Raw genomic sequence first — 1,860 nt, 5'->3', positions numbered from 1 at the left:
GAGCACTCGACCTTGTATTCCTCTTTCAAACGGCTGGCGACCACATCGAACTGCAGCACACCGACGGCGCCGAGGATGATGTCGTTGCTGCGTTCCGGGAAGAACACCTGGGTCGCGCCTTCTTCGGCCAGCTGTTGCAGGCCCTGGCGCAGTTGCTTGGATTTAAGCGGGTCTTTCAGGCGCACGCGGCGGAACAGTTCCGGGGCGAAGTGCGGGATGCCGGTGAAGCCCAGGACTTCGCCTTCGCTGAAGGTGTCGCCGATCTGGATGGTGCCGTGGTTGTGCAGGCCGATGATGTCGCCGGCAAATGCTTCTTCCAGTTGCTCACGCTCAGAGGAGAAGAACGTCAAGGCGTCGCCGATCCGCACGTCCTTGCCGGTGCGCACGTGGCGCATCTTCATGCCTTTTTCGTACTTGCCCGAGCAGATACGCATGAAGGCGATGCGGTCGCGGTGTTTCGGGTCCATGTTCGCCTGGATCTTGAAGATGAAGCCGGAGAACTTCTCTTCCACCGGCTCCACGGTGCGCTCGTTGGCCACCCGGGCCAGAGGGCGCGGAGCCCAATCGACCACAGCGTCGAGAACATGGTCGACACCGAAGTTGCCCAGCGCCGTACCGAAGAACACCGGGGTCAGCTGGCCGTCGAGGAATTCCTGCTGGTTGAACTCATGACAGGCCCCTTGCACCAGCTCGAGTTGTTCGAGGAAGCGCTCGTACTCGTCGCCCAGGTGCGCGCGCGCTTCATCGGAATCAAGCTTCTCGATGATCTTGGTTTCGGTGCGCTCATGACCATGACCGGCGGTGTAGACGATGATGTAGTCATCGGCCAGGTGATACACGCCTTTAAAGTCCCGGTAGCAGCCGATCGGCCAGGTGATCGGCGCGGCCTTGATCTTCAGGACCGCTTCGATTTCGTCGAGCAGTTCGATCGGGTCGCGGATGTCACGGTCGAGTTTGTTGATGAAGCTGACGATCGGCGTGTCACGCAGACGGCAGACATCCATCAGCGCAATGGTCCGTGGCTCTACACCTTTACCGCCGTCGAGCACCATCAACGCCGAGTCCACCGCCGTCAGGGTGCGATAGGTATCTTCGGAGAAGTCTTCGTGGCCCGGGGTGTCGAGCAGGTTGATCATGTGCTCGCGATACGGGAACTGCATGACCGACGTGGTGATGGAGATACCACGCTGCTTTTCCATTTCCATCCAGTCGGAGGTGGCATGGCGGTCGGACTTGCGAGACTTCACCGTGCCGGCTACCGCAATCGCCTTGCCCATCAGCAAGAGCTTTTCGGTGATGGTGGTTTTACCGGCATCGGGGTGGGAAATAATGGCGAAAGTGCGGCGTTTCGCGACTTCGGCGGCCTGTTTGGTCATGGGAAATCGCCTGGCAGGTGATTCAAAAAAGGGCGCAGATTATAGCCCAAGTTGATCGAAGAACCGAACCGTTGAGCACATCAGGGGTGGCCAAATGCTGTTTCAGATGGGAACCTTTTGAATCACGGAGACGTCCACTCCCCCGTTACGACCATTCGTCAGGGGATGAAACATCTGCATTGTCGGCCTGACGAGGCTGCGCTTATGGCTCGATAAGCCGTACGCCGTCCCTACAGGGCGCGCGCTCGGTATCAGCTACTTCTCGCGAACGTTATTCCGGCAGCCAGGCATGGCATGCCACACGGAATGGCGTTCGCCGACTGAAAAAAAGGAGTCCGCCTGTGGCTATTCGCTATGGCAAAGGGCTGATAGGAGGCGTGCTGGTAATCGCCCTTCTGGCCCTGCTGATCCACTGGATCGGCATCAACACGATCGAACATTACCGCGACGATTTGTTGTTTTACCTGCAAGCTCATCTGATTCT

The 1,860-nt window shown here is 58.6% G+C and carries 1 protein-coding gene and 1 pseudogene; one reads left to right on the top strand and one right to left on the bottom strand.

Going from position 1 to position 1,860, the window contains the following annotated elements; all coding sequences use genetic code 11:
- The coding region (locus D8V06_RS25155) for a peptide chain release factor 3 (protein WP_130932035.1) at positions 1–1,376 on the bottom strand (1,376 nt) is incomplete at its 3' end.
- Between the two features lie 341 nt (positions 1,377–1,717).
- Between D8V06_RS25155 and D8V06_RS25150 the strand changes: the two are divergent.
- Positions 1,718–1,860, top strand: a pseudogene (locus tag D8V06_RS25150) (ABC transporter permease); the annotation flags it as partial.

Origin of the sequence: Pseudomonas sp. Sample_24 (assembly GCF_004307605.1) — a bacterium.
Taxonomy (GTDB): Bacteria; Pseudomonadota; Gammaproteobacteria; order Pseudomonadales; family Pseudomonadaceae; genus Aquipseudomonas.
Note: the sequence above shows the minus strand (reverse complement) of the source record. Positions and strands in the feature narration are given on the sequence as shown.